The organism is Microcoleus sp. B9-D4, from assembly GCF_036705105.1.
Taxonomy (GTDB): Bacteria; Cyanobacteriota; Cyanobacteriia; order Cyanobacteriales; family Microcoleaceae; genus Microcoleus.
On record NZ_JAUBTS010000040.1, the window covers coordinates 47,507 to 64,906 of the forward strand.

13 protein-coding genes are annotated in these 17,400 nt (G+C 45.2%); 9 read left to right on the forward strand and 4 right to left on the reverse strand.

The features are described from left to right. The first annotated feature begins 117 nt into the window (after nucleotides 1–117). From QUB24_RS21780 to QUB24_RS21790, 3 genes are all read left to right on the forward strand, one after another. A complete protein-coding gene (locus QUB24_RS21780; RefSeq protein ID WP_333155367.1) occupies nucleotides 118–1,203 on the forward strand; it encodes a T4 RnlA family RNA ligase in 1,086 nt (361 codons plus the stop codon). A gap of 206 nt (nucleotides 1,204–1,409) precedes the next feature. Then, the gene (locus tag QUB24_RS21785; protein WP_333155371.1) at nucleotides 1,410–2,258 is read left to right on the forward strand and encodes a phosphatase domain-containing protein; all 849 of its coding nucleotides are present in this window, start codon (nucleotides 1,410–1,412) and stop codon (nucleotides 2,256–2,258) included. A gap of 70 nt (nucleotides 2,259–2,328) precedes the next feature. Further along, nucleotides 2,329–2,913, forward strand: coding sequence for a Uma2 family endonuclease (locus tag QUB24_RS21790; RefSeq protein WP_333155373.1), 585 nt, complete (start codon nucleotides 2,329–2,331; stop codon nucleotides 2,911–2,913). Nucleotides 2,914–3,167: 254 nt separating this feature from the next. Here the strand turns inward: QUB24_RS21790 and QUB24_RS21795 are convergent, their stop codons facing one another. After that, a complete protein-coding gene (locus QUB24_RS21795; RefSeq protein ID WP_333155375.1) occupies nucleotides 3,168–4,703 on the reverse strand; it encodes a mercuric reductase in 1,536 nt (511 codons plus the stop codon). Nucleotides 4,704–4,719: 16 nt separating this feature from the next. Beyond that, nucleotides 4,720–5,451, reverse strand: coding sequence for a TVP38/TMEM64 family protein (locus QUB24_RS21800; RefSeq protein ID WP_333155376.1), 732 nt, complete (start codon nucleotides 5,449–5,451; stop codon nucleotides 4,720–4,722). A gap of 77 nt (nucleotides 5,452–5,528) precedes the next feature. On the opposite strand from QUB24_RS21800, the gene QUB24_RS21805 reads away from it, so the two are divergent. Further along, nucleotides 5,529–6,557: an isochorismatase gene (locus QUB24_RS21805; protein WP_333155377.1), complete on the forward strand. Its 1,029-nt coding sequence runs from the start codon at nucleotides 5,529–5,531 to the stop codon at nucleotides 6,555–6,557. A 169-nt stretch (nucleotides 6,558–6,726) separates the two neighbouring features. Next, entirely contained in the window at nucleotides 6,727–7,215 is a 489-nt protein-coding gene (locus QUB24_RS21810; RefSeq protein ID WP_333155381.1) for a hypothetical protein, read from the forward strand. Between the two features lie 345 nt (nucleotides 7,216–7,560). On the opposite strand, the gene QUB24_RS21815 is transcribed toward QUB24_RS21810, so the two are convergent. Continuing rightward, nucleotides 7,561–8,583, reverse strand: a complete 1,023-nt coding sequence (locus tag QUB24_RS21815) for a cysteine peptidase family C39 domain-containing protein (protein ID WP_333155383.1) — start codon at nucleotides 8,581–8,583, stop codon at nucleotides 7,561–7,563. Nucleotides 8,584–9,030: 447 nt separating this feature from the next. Here QUB24_RS21815 and QUB24_RS21820 point away from each other — a divergent pair, with 447 nt between their 5' ends. Next, nucleotides 9,031–10,488: a CHASE3 domain-containing protein gene (locus tag QUB24_RS21820; RefSeq protein WP_445300426.1), complete on the forward strand. Its 1,458-nt coding sequence runs from the start codon at nucleotides 9,031–9,033 to the stop codon at nucleotides 10,486–10,488. A gap of 86 nt (nucleotides 10,489–10,574) precedes the next feature. On the opposite strand, the gene QUB24_RS21825 is transcribed toward QUB24_RS21820, so the two are convergent. Then, on the reverse strand, nucleotides 10,575–10,811 hold the full coding sequence (locus QUB24_RS21825; protein ID WP_333155387.1) for a hypothetical protein: 237 nt from the start codon (nucleotides 10,809–10,811) through the stop codon (nucleotides 10,575–10,577). A gap of 452 nt (nucleotides 10,812–11,263) precedes the next feature. Here QUB24_RS21825 and QUB24_RS21830 point away from each other — a divergent pair, with 452 nt between their 5' ends. From QUB24_RS21830 to ntrB, 3 genes are all read left to right on the forward strand, one after another. Beyond that, complete coding sequence (locus QUB24_RS21830; protein ID WP_333155389.1) at nucleotides 11,264–14,029, forward strand: HAD-IC family P-type ATPase; 2,766 nt, start codon at nucleotides 11,264–11,266, stop codon at nucleotides 14,027–14,029. Nucleotides 14,030–14,827: 798 nt separating this feature from the next. After that, on the forward strand, nucleotides 14,828–16,222 hold the full coding sequence (locus tag QUB24_RS21835) for a CmpA/NrtA family ABC transporter substrate-binding protein (RefSeq protein ID WP_333155390.1): 1,395 nt from the start codon (nucleotides 14,828–14,830) through the stop codon (nucleotides 16,220–16,222). Between the two features lie 64 nt (nucleotides 16,223–16,286). After that, nucleotides 16,287–17,132: a nitrate ABC transporter permease gene (ntrB, locus tag QUB24_RS21840; RefSeq protein ID WP_333155392.1), complete on the forward strand. Its 846-nt coding sequence runs from the start codon at nucleotides 16,287–16,289 to the stop codon at nucleotides 17,130–17,132. The last annotated feature ends 268 nt before the right edge of the window (nucleotides 17,133–17,400 follow it).

The window sequence follows — 17,400 nt, forward strand, 5'->3', positions numbered from 1 at the left end:
AAATACCAAACTCACAATAGGCATTCCGCAAAAGAGCAACTTTAATTTTTTTTACAAACTCCCTAAAATATGCAGTTACCGATAAAATAGAAAAGGCGACAAATTTAGGAAGAGAACGTGGAACTGCAAGATTATTTACGCCAGCACGGATTGGAAACCTTGTCCGAAACTTATCATATCAAAGTTACCCGCCACCGCCAATATCCCGATTTAGTCTGTCTGAAATACTCGCAGATAGAATCTCCCCTAGGCGAAAAAATAGTCCAGCAGTGCCGAGGCATTATTTTAGATTCATCTCAAGATTGGCAGATAGTTTCTTATCCCTACGACAAATTTTTTAATTACGGAGAAATTCACGCCGCTGCAATTGATTGGAGTCATGCCAAAGTTTATGAAAAACTAGACGGTTCTCTGACTGTACTGTATTTTTACAAGGGAGAATGGAGAGTGCAATCTAGCGGCACTCCCGACGCCGCCGGCGAAGTTAATGGTTTTGGGTTCAGCTTTGCCGAACTTTTTTGGAAAGTCTGGCAAGAATTGGAATATCAATTGCCACAAGAAACCGACCAGTGTTTTATCTTTGAGTTGATGACGCCTTACAATAGAATAGTTGTCCAGCAACAAAACAATCAAATCGTGCTGCACGGGGTTCGCAACACTCAAACGCTGCTAGAAACAGACCCGAGTATTTGGGCAAATAAATACGGATGGGAATTGGTCGCATCCTATCCTTTAACTAGCTGGAAAGAAGTTATCGAAGCCGCTCAACATTTAGACCCGATGGATTCTGAAGGGTATATTATCTGCGACGCTAACTTCAACCGAGTTAAAGTTAAGTCTCCGCAATATGTCGCGATTTCCCATCTGCGTGAAGGGTTTTCGACGCGCAGGATGATCGAGATTGTTTTAACTAATGAAGGAGAAGAGTTTTTAGCTTATTTTCCTGAGTGGAGTGAGTTGTATCAACAAGTTAAGGACAAATATCAATCTTTGGTTGAAGAAATCGAGGAAGCTTACCGACAGCACGAACATATCGAAGTTCAGAAAGATTTTGCATTAGCTGTGAAACATTTGCCGTATTCCGGGATTTTGTTTTCTTTGCGGGCCCGAAGAGTTGCGGGAGTGAAAGAAGCTCTCCGTGATGTTACTATTCATAAAATAGAAGAGTTGCTGGGTTTAGATTACATCCATTTAGGTTTGTGAAGAAGAAGGCACGACACGGATTTTGACACGGATACACGGATTAATTATCGAGCGTGAGGCAGATGTTTAAGGAAGAGGGAAGTTCGGCAACGGATTATGTAACGGATGTAACGGATGTAACGGATGGAATGAAGAGGTAAGTATTTAAACAATGCCCAATGCCCAATGCCCAATGCCCAATTACCAATTACCAATTGCCAATTGCCATGAAAAGAGTTATTGTACTTGTCGGCTTACCTGCTTCGGGAAAATCTCAATTTGCTAGGGAATTGCTGCTGTCGGAACCTGCAAAGTGGGTGCGTAGCAATAAAGATTTGCTCAGAGAAATGGCTCACGCTTCTCATTGGTCGCCTGCGAATGAAAAGTTTATTGTGCAGTTGAGAGATACGATTATTTTGATGGCTTTGGAAAGTGGCAAGCACGTCATTGTTGATGATACTAATTTTGGGCCTCACATCGAGCATATCAAGGAGTTGGTTAAAGGTAAAGCTGTTGTCGAAGTTAATGATTCTTTCCTACAAGTTCCGGTTGAGGAATGTATTAAACGGGATTTGAAAAGGCTGAATTCGGTGGGCAAAGATGTGATCGTGAAGATGTACAATAAGTACGTGCGGGTTCCCGTTGTGCCGCCGGAATATAACCCGGATTTGCCGGATGCAATTATTGTGGATATGGACGGCACATTAGCGCTTCTCAATGGCAGAAATCCTTTTGATGCTTCTACGTGCGATCGCGATTTACCAAATCAGCCGGTTTTAGATACCGTTCGCAAGTGGCAATCCAGCGCCCATATTATTGTAGTGTCGGGCCGAACAGATGATTGTCAGCCTCAAACTGAAAAATGGTTGCAGCAGTATGAGGTTAATTATGCCGCTCTTTATCTGCGGAAAACTGGAGATATGAGGAAGGATGCAATTATGAAGGAAGAGTTGTATCGGCAGCATATTGCAGGGAAATATAATGTTAAGTTTGTTTTGGACGATCGCCAGCAAGTTGTTGATATGTGGAGAGGCTTGGGATTGACGGTATTCCAAGTAGATGAAGGGGATTTTTAAGGCAGGGTTTGTTTGACAATTGTCCCATGCCTAATGCTATAATCAAAGTAACAGTACAAAAAATTTTGTTATGATAGCCATTCCCCAAGCACCCCAAAAAATGACGGTTGAGGAATACCTAGAATGGGAAGCTCAACAAGAGATTCGCCACGAATATGTCAACGGCGAAGTTTTTGCCATGACGGGCAGTACAATTCCCCATAACGATCTTGCACTTAACTTTTACAGGAACTTGTACCCGCATCTGCGTTCCAGAGGCTGTCGGATGAACGTGTCAGATGTGAAATTGCAAGTCAGTTTTCAAAGCCGTTACTACTACCCTGATGTGATAGTCAGTTGCGACCCTCAAGACCTGGATTCCCGCAAATTCATTCATAATCCTAAAATCATTGTGGAAGTTCTTTCTCCCAGTACAAGTGCTAAAGATCGGGATGAAAAATTCACTTGTTATCTAAAAATTCCGACTTTACAAGAGTATATCTTGATTGATTCACAAAAGATTTTTGTTGAGCGTTACTGTCGGGGAGAGGGGAAAATGTGGCTGTACTATTCTTACACTGCTGGGGAGATAATCACTTTATCAAGCATTGAGTTTGATTTGCCGATCGCACTTTTGTATGAAGGTGTTGGATTTGAAACAGAAACAGAAACGTAAATGGGAATATTGAAAACCGCAATCTCTGTAGGGGCGGGTTCACCGAAATATGTAACACAAATCAAACAATCTGATAAACCCGCCCCGCCACCGCCCAATTTTACATCAACATTTGATTCAATAAATTAATGGTAAATTTGTATTTTCTATCGGGTGGGGGCGGGTTTAGGAGATTATTAATTTTTTCCAGAGATGGTTGGTGAACCCGCCCCTACGGTTCAATTGTACCTGGTGTTGATTCAATACAGTTCAAACTATCGCGTCCAAGCCAGCCAGCGATTAAACAAATTTTTCACAAACGGCGTCAAACGAGTGCGATTGTAAGCATCTCCGGCTTTCCGAATTGCATCAGCTTGTGTTGGATACGGGTGAATTGTGCTAGCAATCTTTCCCAAACCAATATTGTTAACCATTGCCAAAGTAATCTCGCTGATCATATCCCCAGCGTGTCGGGCTACAATAGTTGCACCTAATATTTTATCGCTGCCTTTTTTGACGTGAATTTTCACAAATCCTTCCTCTTCGCCGTCAATAATTGCCCGATCGACTTGACTGAAAGGAATTAAAAATGTATCGATATCAATGCCTTTTTCCTTAGCCTCGTGTTCCCCAATTCCGACGCGCGCAATTTCCGGGTTTGTGTAAGTACACCAAGGTATCGTCAAAGCGCTGAGCTTTTTGCGCCCGAAAAATAGAGTGTTTTGAATCACTATCCTCGCGGCAAAATCAGCAGCGTGAGTAAATTTATGTTTCATGCAAATATCGCCGGCGGCATAAATGCGGGGATTAGTAGTTTGCAAGTTGTCGTTGACAAATACGCCTGTTTGTGTATCGTATTCAACGCCGATCGCCTCCAGATTTAATCCTTCGACGTTGGGCGATCGCCCTGTACTCACAATAATTTCATCTACTGTTACCGATGCTTCCTTACCTTTAGATTGATAATAAATTACTTTGCCTGTATTTGTGTTTTCAACGCGCTCTATTGTGGATTCTAGTATTAGTTGAATTTCTTCGCGTAGAAAAGCCTGCTGCACAATTGTAGCAGCATCCGCATCTTCCTTGTCTAAAATCTGAGCATTTTTGTGCAGCAATACGACTTCCGAACCCAGCCGCCGAAAGGCTTGAGCCAATTCGCAGCCGATCGGCCCTGCGCCAATTACTGCCAAACGTTGAGGTCTTTCTGTCAGGTTAAAGACAGTTTCATTTGTCAAATATCCAGCTTCTAGTAAACCGGGAATTTGTGGTTGTAGCGCCCTTGCACCTGTGGCAATTACTGCTTTTTTAAAGCGAAGAGTTTGACCGCCTACTTCTACTGTATTATTGCTAGTAAAACGACCGGAACCTAAGAAAACATCGACTCCTAATTTGTCTTGGTAGCGTTGAACAGAATCAACATCGCTGATTCCCGCCCTGATGCGGCGCAGCCGTTCCATCACAGCGGCAAAATCCACTTCTACACTGTCAGAAACATTAACACCAAATTTATTTGCTTCCCAGATATCGCCAACAGTGCGAGACGATCGAATTAAAGCTTTTGACGGCACACAACCGACATTCAAACAGTCGCCGCCCATCAAATGTTTTTCAATCAAAGCAACTTTCGCGCCCAAACCGGCGGCACCGGCAGCCACAATTAATCCAGCGGGGCCTGCGCCAATTACTACTAAATTATAAGAACTAGCAGGCTGCGGATTTACCCAATCGGGCGGATGCAAATAGGAGACTAATTTCTGGTTGTGTTCGTCCATCGGGGGGACAGTTACGCGATCGACTTTTGACGGCAGCATGGGCAAATTCTCCTAATTAAATACTTTCTTCCAAAGCTTTGCTGGCTATGCGAGTGATAAAGACAGTAACAGCGACTGTAGCAAGAAAACTGATAATATTAATCAACCATTTTACTGCGGAATCTTGAGGACTTACATACACAGTTGCCGTACCTATCGCAGCAACCTCTCCCACCAAAGAACCAGAGTAAACGTACATAATTGTACCAGGTATCATGCCCAAGGAACCTAGCACGTAATCTTTCAAAGAAACTTGAGTAATTCCCAGAGCGTAATTCAATAAATTGAAAGGAAATAAAGGACAAAGACGAGTCAAAAAAACTATTTTTAATCCTTGTTGGGAAACTGCGCGATCGAGAGCTTTAAACTTGGGGTGAGATTCCATATATTTTACCACGCGATCGCGGCACAAATAGCGCCCGATCGCAAAAGCAAATACAGCACCTAAAATGGAAGCCGCAAATACGTAAACTGAACCCCACCACAAACCAAAAATCGCCCCCCCTCCCAGCGTCAGTACCGAACCAGGTACAAACAGCACAGTAGCCAAGTTATAAGTAGCTACAAAAGCCACCGGCCCCCACCACCCTAAATCCTCGATCCGCATTAACAGAGTTCTCAAAACATCTTGAACATAGGGAGATCTAGTTGCTACAATTAAGAGAGCGACCAAAAGTGCGATCAAAAAAAACAACACTATGCGTTTAAATTTTACCCTAGCATAATCTTGGATTCGTGCTTTTGTCATGATTAACCCGCAAATATTTATCAGCATTATACTGCAAACTTAAATTATTACTGTAAACTACCCTAAAAGCGATCGTCATGACACCACCAGCCCAACTTCCAATCCCCGAACATTTCGACCCCAAAAAATTAGGCGAAGTCTGGCGAGTACCCTACCAAGAACGCGCCACCCAAGCGAAAGATTGGGCAAAGCAGCACAGCATCCAGCCCGCCGCCAGCGACAAAAATCAGATTTGTTTGCTGATAATAGACGCCCAAAATACCTTTTGCTTGCCCGAATTTGAACTATTTGTGGGCGGGCGTTCCGGTAGCGGTGCAGTAGACGACAACCGACGACTGTGCGAATTTATTTACCGTAATTTAAACGCAATTACAACCATTGCGCCGACAATGGACACCCACACCGCCATGCAAATTTTTCATCCAATCTTTTGGATAAACGAAGCTGGCGAACACCCCCTACCAGCCGCAACTTCTCTTACACTCGAAGATGTCCAAAAAGGCATTTGGAAAGTCAATCCAGCCGTCGCCGATAGCATCAGCGGGGGCAATTTTTCAGCACTGGAAAAACAGGCTTGCCACTACGTCAAAAAACTCAGCGCCGATGGGAAATATCCCCTGACAATTTGGCCCTATCACTCGATGCTGGGTGGCATCGGACACGCGCTGGTTTCTGCGGTGGAAGAAGCAATATTTTTTCATACTATAGCCCGCAACAGCCAAGCACTTTTTGAAATCAAAGGTGGGAATCCACTGACAGAAAACTATTCGGTTTTGCGACCGGAAGTGTTAGATGGGTTCGACGGCAATCCGATTGCGGAAAAGAATGCTAAGTTTATTGATAAATTACTCGATTTTGATGCAGTAATTATTGCCGGACAAGCCAAAAGTCACTGCGTTGCTTGGACAATTGATGATTTGTTAACGGAAATTTTGGCGCGAGATCCGACTTTGGCAAAGAAGGTTTATTTGCTGGAAGATTGCACTTCGCCTGTGGTTGTTCCGGGTGTTGTTGATTTTACGGAACAAGCAGATGCAGCTTATCAAAAATTTGCGGCGGCGGGAATGAATATTGTTCAATCTACTGAGTTAATTCTGGGCGATTAAAGACGAGTGGTTTCTCTTGGGGTTTGCAGTGGAAAAAAGTATACAGGATTAGGCAGAGGCGGTAATTTTTGTTTGCTTGGCACTCTGGTGCGATCGAATTTAACTGATTACTTATGATATCATATCCGGTAAATCACTTACGACAGAAGCGTAGTTAAGGAGTTTCCCGATGGCTGAAAACAAAATTTATAGTGTTGTTCTGTTTCGGGATGCGAGTGTGCGAGCAATTTCAAAACTATCGGTGGCCATAGCCACGACTCTTCTGAGCACAGTTGTAAATGCAACCCAAGCCTACGCAGTTCCCGTCACCTACGATTTCACCATCACTGTTACCAAAGGCGGGTTAGCGGGCAATTCATTCAACGGTTCTTTCACCTACGATGATGCCAAATTGAAGGGAACGGGAGTGGAAGAATTGGGAATTACTGAGGGATTAACGACCTGCCTAAATTACCTTGGACGCACTTATCGCGAAACCGATGATACCAGTTATCCTAACTTTCCCACACTCATATTTGAGGATGGCAAGATCACGCAACTCAACTTTTGGATTCAGCCGAATCAGCGAGTTAATTGGTGGAATTTACCTGGATGGGAAGTCAAGCTTTCTGAGCCGAAAATGACCGATTCAACTGTTCCCAATTGTCAAAAACGGTGAGGGGTAGCCAAGGTGCGATCGACCGTAATAATAGAGGAGGAATTAGATGCTACTGCCTACGCTTACGGTAATTTCAGGCAGCCATGCTACCAAGGTGCGATCGTCGATTATCTGCCGGGGCGATCACATATTTGCGATCGCTAAGCTGTCGCGCATTTAAATTGTAGATTGAGGGCGGGCGGGACGCCCAACCCCTACTCCCCACAAGACTTTAAATTTTTTTGACATACCATTTAAATGCAGAACAGCTTAGGAACGGATGACTCAAAGATTGTTGGAAAAAAACCGCATGATTCCTATTTTCTGTCGCTCAAGAGTGCCTCTGCGGTTGACGATTTTCAATAACTATTTCCCATCCAATCTGGGGACTTCGTGCAAAAAACTGCCGCTCAACATTAACTCTGTCATCCGGTCTAAGTTGCCGCTGACTTGCAATTTTTTATCTGTTTGAAAACGCTCAATATCTGCTTGCAAATTACCAGAATTATATCCTAATTTACTCAAATAGTCAATAGCTTGCTGATTGCTTAACCAGATATCCGCAGACCGAAAAATCGGCACGTATTGATCGCGCCAAACCTCGGCAAAAGTTGCCCTATCTAAATAGAAAATCCTGCCCCGCGCCGGGTCTCCAATGGCAGCTACAGTGTCATTCATTCCCAGCAAAGCGACCGCGTGGGGTAGCTTCCGAGGGCCGTCAAATAGCCAAACTGCTAGCACTCCGGGGCGATTAATTTGCTGAATTTGCTCCCAAGTTGGCGTTAGTTCGATCGCATTTACGCCCAAAGCTCTTGCTGCTATAATTAACTGCGGCATCGAAGTTCCCAAGCGACTCGTGCGGGCAAAACGCGCTACATTCGATTCCGTCGCCTCGATTCCCCAACGCCTTAACACTGTTGCTAGGGCGGCGGGGGCGCAACTGCTGTTAGATGTTTGCCGAAATACACCGTTTGGCTGCAAATTATCTATTAAATCAGCGTAAATTGGCGCCATGAAATAGTTTTCAGCGCTTGTAAATCCTCCCAATCCCAACAAGCAAATTAAAATTACTGCGATTACTTGAGGTCGCGCTGTCAACCAACTTATACTAAAGCCAATACCGCAGACTCCCATCAGCATCACTCTGAGCAAAGTCCAAGTAACTCGCATCCCGTGAAAGCGCCACTCGATAGGCAAAACAGGCATTTGAGGCATATTTAGAGCCAGTAGCAGCAAGGCAATATAAAAACCCAAAAACAGCAGGGCGATCGAATTTCTGCCCTTAAACAAATCATTAGCCGTCACTCCCGATCGAACTAACACTCGCCCGAACCGCATTCCCCAGACAAACAGCACCGAACCCAGCACCAACGTCACTACTATTTCCATGAACTCAAAATTTTGTTGCTTAACTAGGTTGTAACATTTATGCGATCGACTTGAACCCCAATCAATAGTGGGAGAGAGGAAAAGTGGGGGAGAGAATTTGACGATTTTTCGGTTTGGTTCCTGAATTTCCAGCTACAATCGAATAAACAGGATTTATGCAAAATCAAAGCAGGCAAAACAACCCTTAATCCTAAAGACTTTGACCTGCATCGCTTGCTCGACGTTAAGTTTTGCCAGATTTTTCTTGATGAGTCTGAGTCAATGGTTGAGTTGGTAAAGCCAAGAAAGCAAAAAGAAGCGCTGGAAGTTTTTCCACGAAAAAAGGGGCATTAATTATGAATTAGTATTAGGGATTAAATAACTACTTGGGTGAAAAACATCAGGAAATTATTGACGCTGCAACTTCCCCCACAAAAGTCAACAACGAATCAAGGAGTAGAAAGTGCAATGTGGCACAATATTATTCGGCTTAGTAAAGTAGTTCCGTTGGGCTTCGGCTCCATTTTTTTCTTAATGATTAGCATCGGATTTGCCACTAAATTGAGTATGGATAATTTAGCAGAAGCTATTGAGTTGCAAACGCACACTTATGTAGTCAAGACCAATTTGCAAGCCCTAGAAAAAGATTTATTGGATGCTGAAACAGGACAGCGGGGGTTTATCTTCGCTGGTAAGGAGGAATTTTTAGAACCTTATAACAATGGTCAACTAGCCTTTTATAAAACAGTAAATGAGACCAAAAAGTTAATAAAAGATAATCATGAGCAAGTGAAAAAGTTGGAGCAAGTTGAAAAGTTGGGTCAGCAAAAACTAGATGAATTAGCGGAAACTATATCCCTGAAAAGGGCTGGGAAAGAACCAGAGCTAAGAGCCTTGGTGATTTCAGGTAAAGGCAAGATACTTATGGATGAAATCAGGGCTAAGCTGGCAGAAATGCTTAAAGTAGAAGATAATCTACTGGTTCAAAGAACAAAATTAGCAAAACATTCCGAGCAATTAGCGGCGACTGTTTCTATAGGAGGTACGGTTGTTGCTGTAGTATTGGGTTCATTTATTGTATTATTTATTTTTGCTAAAATTATCCGACCAATCAATCAGGTAGCAAATACGATCGCCAGTTCTTCCACAGAGATTGCGGCCACAGTTGAACAGCAGGAACGCACAGCCGCACAGCAATCGAGCTCTGTAAATCAAACGACAATCACAATGGATGAGTTGGGCGCTGCTTCCCAACAATCAGCCCAACAAGCCCAAGCTGGTGCGGAATCTGCACGGCAAGCTTTAAAGAGCACTGAAAAGGGAACCCTAGCAGTGGAGCAAACCCTGGAATCGATGACAATATTGAAAGAAAATGTCGGGGCAATCGCGGCACAAATTCTGAAATTGAGCGAACAAACCCATCAGATTGGCAATATCTCTACTGATGTCACAGATTTAGCCAATCAAACAAATATGCTGGCACTGAATGCCTCAGTAGAAGCAGTCCGGGCGGGCGAAAACGCCAAAGGTTTTACTGTCATAGCCACAGAAATTCGCAAACTAGCAGATAAAAGTAAGAAATCAGCCCAGAAAATTAACCGCCTAGTCGATGATATCAAGAATGCGATAAATTCCACCGTAACGGTGACAAAGGAAGGTACTAAAACAGTAGAAGAAGGAACCAAAATCAGTCAAGAAACGGCTGCAGCTTTCTCGGAAGTAGCAAATGCTGTTAACAATGTGGTATTGAACAATCAACAAATTTCTCTAACTGCTCAACAACAAGCAGTTGCTATTAAACAAGTAGTGGATGCTATGAACAGCCTCAACCTATCTGCCAAAGAAACAGCTAGTGGTATTACTCAAACCAAAGTAGGCACTCAACAATTGAACGATGCAGCCCAAAATCTCAATTCAATTGTCTAAAGGGTGCTCAGTGTTTTGGGCTAGCAGACTAGCAATTGATAGCATTGAGTCAATCGATTTTAGATTTTAGATTTTAGATTTTAGATTCAAGCATTGACTTGCGCGAGATAAATACGTTCGGCAAGTTTCATCGGATACAGGTTTTTTATTTCACCGGTACTGAGTCTGCTTTCGGAATGAATCACGTGGCGGGTATCCTGGATGCTTTCGGTCACAACGATCGCACGCGAGTGCATCGCCAAAGCCAGGGCGATCGAATTTCTGCCCTTAAACAACTCCTCTTCTGTAACGGGCGATCGAACTAACACTCGCCCGAACCGCATTTCCTAGACCAACAGCACCGAACCCAGCACCAGCGTCACTACTATTTCCATAAGTTCAGAATACGATCGCTTAACTCGGTTTTAACACGCTTTGCGATCGATAACTCCTGACTCCTGCTCAATAATGAATCCGTGTATCCGTGACTTCCGTGTCGTGCCTTTCTTCAACCACACCTAAAACTTGCAAAATGTCAAGGGATTCGATCGACTTTTCCCCACCTTAGCCACCAAGTCCCAAACAAGATTTAGCGCCGCAAATAATTCCCCAAATCTCTTGCCACAAACGGCCACATCCGTTGTAATATAGATGTAAGTCACAGCCCGTTAAAGTAATCAACAAACAATTAAGCCGCTCAATATATTCACGCTCCAACGAGCGATGAGTTGTATTGAGCGTGCCTATTAAAGAGCGATCGAAGCTCCTCACACACCCCCAATATTCAGGAAGAATCATGCCATCAAGATCCGCCAACGATGTAGACGTAGCAGAGCAATATTGGCACTACCTAGAAATATCCAAGGTTGCAACTATCTTAGAAACCAACCTGGAAAGCGGTTTAGAACCGACAGAAGCCAACCATCGCCAACAGAAATTCGGGCCCAACGAACTAACGGTTAAAGCAGGGAAACCAGCCTGGTTAAAATTTATCCTGCAATTTAACCAACCCCTCCTGATCATCTTGCTGAGTGCAGGTTTAATCAAAGCAGTGATCGGAGAATGGCTAAACGCTAGCGTAATTTGGGGCGTAACAACCACCAACGCTACGATTAGTTTCATCCAAGAAGCTGGAGCCGAGAAAAAAATTGAAGCCCTAGCCCAAGCTGTCACCACAGAAGCCACAGTTATTCGGGGCGGCAAAAAATTAAGAATTCCCTCCAAAGAACTCGTAGTCGGCGACTTAGTAATTCTGACTTCCGGCGACAAAGTACCGGCAGACTTGCGCTTAGTGAAAGTGCGCGACTTGCAAATCGACGAATCGGGACTCACCGGGGAATCTGTTGCTGTCGAAAAAGAATTAGGACTATCTGGAGACTTGGTTCTGCCACAAGAAACGCCACTAGCAGAACGGGATAACATGGCCTATGCCGGCAGTTTTGTCACTTTTGGCCAAGCTAGTGGCATCGTAATTGCGATCGCCAATAAAACCGAAACCGGCAAAATCTCCCAACTATTAGATAGGCACATCGATCTCACCACCCCCTTAACCCGCAAATTCAACCAATTCAGTCAAAACTGGCTGTTATTCGTGTTGGGAATGGCAACCTTGACCTTCGCCGTCAGATTGGGCAGACCTGTCCCAGAGGGGGTTTCAGCCTTTAAAGAAGCAGTCGAACCCGCTGTCGCCCTGATTGTCGGCGCAATTCCCGAAGGCTTACCCGCCGTCATTACCGTCACCCTAGCCGTAGGCGTTTCCCGGATGGCAAATCGCCACGCGATCGTCCGCAAATTGCCCGCAGTCGAAACCCTCGGCGGCGCTACAGTCATCTGTTCCGACAAAACCGGAACTTTGACGGAAAACCAAATGACGGTGCAAGAAATCTATTCTGGCGGCGAATCCTACTCGGTTACGGGTACGGGATACAGCCCCGAAGGTGAAATTCAACTCAACCAACTGCCAATTACTGTTAGCCAAGCTCCAACTTTGCAAGAATGTTTGCAAGCTGGACTGCTTTGCAACGACTCTCACTTGGAATTCAAAGATGATGATTGGATAGTCGTCGGAGATCCGACAGAAGGAGCGTTAATTGCTGCAGGCAAAAAAGCTGATTTGAGTCAGCAAACTTTGTCCAAGTCAATGCAGCGCCTGGATTCAATTCCCTTTGAATCTCAGTTTCAATACATGGCGACGCTGCACCGAACTCCCGCTGGCAAAATTTTGTACGTCAAAGGTTCCGTAGAATCAATTCTCGGCCGCTGCGGTTCCAGTCTCGATACCCAAGGAAATCCGGTAGAAGTCGATCGGGCACCAATTCACCATCAAGTCGATGAAATGGCAAAGCAAGGCTTGCGCGTCTTGGCTTTCGCGAAAAAGCCAGTACCCCAAAGCCAAAATTCCGTCGATCACTCGGATTTGGAGTCAGGGCTGATTTTCTTGGGACTCCAAGGCATGATCGACCCGCCGCGGGCAGAAGCGATCGCAGCCGTCCAAGCTTGTCAAACCGCCGGCATCCAAGTCAAAATGATTACCGGCGACCACATCGCTACAGCCAAGGCGATCGCCCGCCGCATGGGATTCCGCAAAACCAAGCACCACAGGGAACTTGTAGCCTACACCGGTGCTCAACTCGCCGCAATGAGCAAGCAGGAACTCGGCGAAGCTGTAGAAGCCGGCTCAGTTTTTGCCCGCGTCGCCCCAGAACAAAAACTCCGCCTCGTAGAAGCTTTGCAGCTTCAAGGCGAAATTGTGGCTATGACGGGAGACGGCGTTAACGACGCGCCCGCCCTCAAACAAGCGGATATCGGCATTGCGATGGGCAGCGGTACGGAGGTTTCTAAGGAAGCCGCCGACATGATTCTTACCGATGATAACTTTGCGTCGATCGAATCTGCTGTCGAAGAAGGGCGATCGGTTTACAAAAATCTGCTCAAAGCAATCAGCTTCATTCTCCCAGTCAACGGTGGAGAATCGATGACAATTTTGCTCAGCACCCTCCTCGGTCGAGAATTGCCGATTTTGTCGCTACAAATTCTCTGGCTGAATATGCTCAACTCGATCACCATGACTGTGCCCCTGGCTTTCGAACCCAAGTCAGCGGGAGTCATGAAACAGCAGCCCCGACCGGTCAACGAACCTTTCCTCACCGGAAATCGGATCAAGCGGATCATCGCTATTTCTCTTTACAACTGGACTCTGATTTTCGGAATGTTTGAATGGGTGCGCCAAGCTCCTTGGGGAACCTTAGAACTAGCCCGCACGATGGCGATTCAAGCTTTGGTAATGGGGAGAATTTTTTACCTGTTGAGTCTCAGCCAGTTGTTGCCTTCTTTGATTGCTAAATTTAGCGGTTCTAAGGAAGAAGTTAGCGGCGCTCCCGCCCTCGGTGTGGGAATTGTCCTGGCGATAATTTTGCAGATTATCTTTGCTAACTCTCCGTTTGTCAATAGCATATTTGAGACGGCTCCGATGAATCTGGATCAGTGGCTGATTTGCTTCGGCGTCGCCCTACCGATGATCGGTGTTGCTCTCTCCGTCAACCGCTTTGACCCGCCCAACTAAGCTGCTGCCCAAAAGTGCGATCGAACTTGTAGGTACTGCGATCGAACTTGTAGGTACTGCCACCGATTAGTAATTTCGGGTGTTCAGAAACCCGGTTTCTTCAAGAAACCGGGTTTCTCTGTTTTACAGAAATCAAACCTAAAAACCCACGTCATATCATATCCGGTAAATCACTTACGATTAAGCGCCAATTTTAGTCCAATGAAAACCAGTTAACCCTTTTAAAACAGCCGAATCCTAAAAAGTTCATTATTTCTGTATATTAGACTACAATTTGCTTAAAAAAAATAGACATATATTAACAAAGTAAATGTGCGGTGGCTGCGATGTTGGCAACTTATTGACAAGAGATTTGAAGGCGGCCCGATCGCCCTTCGCTACAACCTTTGCCGCGCAAGTCTTGGTTTGAACCAGTTTTGATAAGCAAACCCGATCGCCCTTCCCAACGGCTCCTTATCGATAGCACACGGCTAAAAGATTTACTTATCAATTAAATTTAATAATTGTTTTATAATTTCCGCAAGAGTACGGTAAGCTAATAACGAAGCCAAGAAAATGTGCTGCTCGCTTTTTGCCACCTCACAGAACTCGGCCGATCGAAATATCGATATTAATCAAAAAAGTCAAATCAGCAGGGATAGTTTAAAGACTTATACTAGCGATAAATCTTTTGCTCCCTCCTGCCAAAGAGCGCTCAAAACAGTTAGCTAAACCCAATTAGCGAACAGCAAAAAAGCGCGTTGATAAGCTTCAGTGAATGTTGTTACAGAAGATTATGAATTGCAGCGAGGCTAGACTATGACAAGATTTTCAGATGAATTTTCTGCGCTTTCTCGGCGTAAATTTATCGTTACAGCAGGTGCATCTGCCCTGGGTTCAATACTGCTCAAAGGCTGTTTGGGAAATCCCCCAGAACCCGGTGCAACTGCCAGTGCTGACGGCGCAATACCCGCGGCTACCTCAGTAGTGGCTGTTGCCAACGAGAAAAGAGTCGAAGGAATTGAAAGCACTAAAATCACATTGGGATACATCCCGATCGTCGAAGCAGCACCTTTAATCATTGCCCAAGAAAAAGGCTTTTTTGCCAAATACGGCATGACTGAGGTAACAGTTGCTAAGCAAGCCAACTGGGGCTCGGCCAGAGATAACGTAGAAATCGGATCAGCAGGCGGCGGCATTGACGGCGGCCAGTGGCAAATGCCGATGCCTTATCAAATTAGTCAAGGTCTGATAACCAAAAACGGCGTCCAAATCCCCATGTATGTTCTAGCCCAGTTGAACACTCACGGAAATGGAATTGCGATCGCGAGCAAACACCAAGGCAAAGGGCTCGGACTTAAACTAGATCAAGCAGCCCAAGACTACATCAAAGGCCTCAAACAAGCAGGTACTCCCTTCAAAGCAGCCTACACCTTCCCCAAAGTCAACCAAGACTTTTGGATTCGCTACTGGCTAGCCGCTAACGGCATCGATCCCGACGCAGATGCCGAGTTGCTAACAGTACCCGCTGCCCAAACCGTCGCCAACATGAAAACTGGAAGTATGGACGCTTTCAGCACCGGCGACCCCTGGCCGCTGCGGATTGTCAAAGAAAACATCGGCTTCATGTCCGCCCTCACCTCCCAAATCTGGAAAGATCACCCAGAGGAATATCTAGCAATTCGTGGCGACTGGGTAGACAAACACCCCAAAGCCACCGAAGCCTTACTCGCAGGACTAATTGAGGCCCAGCAGTGGTGCGACAAACCCGAACATCGAGCCGAATTAGTCGCCATTGTTTCTGGAAGAAACTTCTTTGACGTATCTCCGACTGTTTTGACGCCTCCTTATCAAGGCAATTATGTTATGGGCGACGGCAAACCAGACATCAACGACTTCAAGAGCAGTCCGCTGTACTGGAAAGACGACCTCGGCAACGTTTCTTATCCGTACAAGAGTCACGATTTGTGGTTCATTACCGAAAGCGTGCGCTGGGGTTTCCTGCCGACAAAAACCTTGGCAGACAAAAAGACACTCATCGATAAAGTCAACCGAGAAGATTTGTGGAAAGCCGCAGCAAAATTAGCCGGAGTTGCTGATGCTGACATTCCGAAAAGTACATCTCGCGGCATTGAGAAGTTCTTTGACGGCAAAGAATTTAACCCGGAAAATCCAGAAGCTTACCTTAAGAGTTTGGCAATTAAAAAAGTGTGATGGGGTCTTAGCTTCCCATAATTTATTCTCGAAAAAAACAGCAGAAACTTAGGAGATTAACAAGATGGCTGTCAGCGCAAATCGGAGAGGCGGAGTCGATGCCCAAGGAGCATTGGGCGAATTTTGGAAGAAGAATTCCCCAAATATCTTGCCGCCAATTTTAGGAGTTTTGGGGTTTCTGTTGGTTTGGCAATTCCTGTCGAGCATCGGACTGATCAAACTGCCCGGGCCGATCAGCGTTTGGACTGACGAACGGACGCGGATTTTGTTGCTGTATCCTTTCATGAACTCCAAAACCTACGGAGTCGGCTTATTTTGGCAGACTTTGGCTAGTTTGGAACGGGTGGCAAAAGGCTACACTCTCGCGGCGGCTGTGGGAATCAGCATGGGGGTTGTGGTAGGTACGAATCCCTTCTTGAATAAGGCTTTAGATCCGATTTTCCAGTTTTTGCGGATGGTGGCGCCTTTGGCTTGGGTGCCGATCGCCCTGGCTGCACTGCAACAAAACGAACCTGCTGCTTTGTTCGTGATTTTTATCACCTCAGTTTGGCCGATTTTGATCAACACGGCTGAAGGTGTTCGCCAAATTCCCGACGATTACAACAACGTGGCGAAAGTGCTGCAACTTTCTCGAAAGGAATATTACATGAATATTTTGTTTCCGTCGGCGCTTCCTTATATCTTCACAGGATTGAGAATTGCGATCGGTTTGGCTTGGCTGGCGATTATTGCTGCGGAAATCGTGATGTCTGGGATTACGGGTATCGGCTTCTTTATTTGGAATGCTTACCAGCAAAACTACATCAGCGAAATTCTGTTAGCGGTGTTCTACATTGGCGCAGTTGGTTTGTTGCTCGATCGCATGATGGCTTGGTTGCAGCAAAAGATTGCTCCTTCTCAAGGAAAGTAGCTAATTCGATTGGTTAACGGTTGATGGTTGACGGTTGACTGTTGACTGTTACAGGAATTACGAACTCCGAGGCTCAGCAACCAGTTTTTTAAACTATTGTTGAGGATTAAACAAAGTATTTTGGTTAGTTTAAAGACCAGTTTTAGGCATCCAGGAATGTATTAACTATTAGCTGTTATATATCAACAGCGAACAGTCAACAGTCAACAGTCAACAGTCAACAGTCAACAGTCAACAGTCAACAGTCAACAGTCAACAGTCAACAGTC

Coding starts and splice junctions, on each gene's coding strand:
- QUB24_RS21790 (WP_333155373.1), top strand. CDS start 2,329: ATGATAGCCATTCCCCAAGCACCCCAAAAAATGACGGTTGAGGAATAC.
- QUB24_RS21825 (WP_333155387.1), bottom strand. CDS start 10,811: ATGCGGTTCGGGCGAGTGTTAGTTCGATCGCCCGTTACAGAAGAGGAG.
- QUB24_RS21800 (WP_333155376.1), bottom strand. CDS start 5,451: ATGACAAAAGCACGAATCCAAGATTATGCTAGGGTAAAATTTAAACGC.
- QUB24_RS21795 (WP_333155375.1), bottom strand. CDS start 4,703: ATGCTGCCGTCAAAAGTCGATCGCGTAACTGTCCCCCCGATGGACGAA.
- QUB24_RS21785 (WP_333155371.1), top strand. CDS start 1,410: ATGAAAAGAGTTATTGTACTTGTCGGCTTACCTGCTTCGGGAAAATCT.
- QUB24_RS21810 (WP_333155381.1), top strand. CDS start 6,727: ATGGCTGAAAACAAAATTTATAGTGTTGTTCTGTTTCGGGATGCGAGT.
- ntrB (WP_333155392.1), top strand. CDS start 16,287: ATGGCTGTCAGCGCAAATCGGAGAGGCGGAGTCGATGCCCAAGGAGCA.
- QUB24_RS21820 (WP_445300426.1), top strand. CDS start 9,031: ATGTGGCACAATATTATTCGGCTTAGTAAAGTAGTTCCGTTGGGCTTC.
- QUB24_RS21805 (WP_333155377.1), top strand. CDS start 5,529: ATGACACCACCAGCCCAACTTCCAATCCCCGAACATTTCGACCCCAAA.
- QUB24_RS21835 (WP_333155390.1), top strand. CDS start 14,828: ATGACAAGATTTTCAGATGAATTTTCTGCGCTTTCTCGGCGTAAATTT.
- QUB24_RS21830 (WP_333155389.1), top strand. CDS start 11,264: ATGCCATCAAGATCCGCCAACGATGTAGACGTAGCAGAGCAATATTGG.
- QUB24_RS21815 (WP_333155383.1), bottom strand. CDS start 8,583: ATGGAAATAGTAGTGACGTTGGTGCTGGGTTCGGTGCTGTTTGTCTGG.